Annotated in this window: 1 protein-coding gene; it reads right to left on the bottom strand. The window is 33.7% G+C overall.

Going from position 1 to position 701, the window contains the following annotated elements:
* Nucleotides 1-187: 187 nt before the first annotated feature.
* The coding region (locus tag J3L11_RS18880) for a hypothetical protein (RefSeq protein ID WP_207571993.1) at nt 188-701 on the bottom strand (514 nt) is incomplete at its 5' end.

Here is a 701-nt window from a genome sequence, read left to right as displayed (position 1 = left end):
CTTTCTATTTTCTGATCACATGACCATGTCGATACAATTATCTTAGATTCAGGATAGAACTGTCTAATACTTTTTACTGCTTTAAGAGTAATATTTTCATCCGCTTCAATGGTTATATTACCCTGTAAAACAAATGTTATGTCACTATAATTTATTTTCATAACTACTACATTTTGACATAAGAAATTTAAAATGCTGTCGCTTTTATCGCTATATCCTTAGATAAGAATAGCTGCAAATCTGATGGAATACCTAACCCATACATACCATCAGCTTCTATACCAATATTATAAACCCCAATTCTTTTCCCGCTTTTCGCCATATATGTGTATACCGGAGCAACGTAAAATTCACCATTACTCCTTACATTATTTTGTATCATATAATCAGCGAACTTACAGAAGTCAGAACCTTTAGAAAAGTTATAGATGCCAACAGTTGCTTCATCAGATACAACTATTTTTTCTACAACTTCAGTGACAAAACCATCTTCATTTACCTTTGCATATGACCATTTTGGGTCATTAGCCTTCATGGTTAGCATGCTACCGTCTAAGTCACGCCCCAAAATATCGCCCAAGTATTCATTAATATTTGAATCAATCCATTGATCAGAGTTAGCAATCATTAGAGGATTATTATTATCTATATATTCGCGCGCCTTTAATACCGTTACTGCAGCTCCATCTGTTATTCCATCA

It is taken from the genome of Shewanella sp. 4t3-1-2LB (genome assembly GCF_017368415.1).
In the GTDB taxonomy this organism is placed as follows: Bacteria; Pseudomonadota; Gammaproteobacteria; order Enterobacterales; family Shewanellaceae; genus Shewanella; species Shewanella fodinae.
This window is presented reverse-complemented; position numbering and strand designations above follow the sequence as displayed.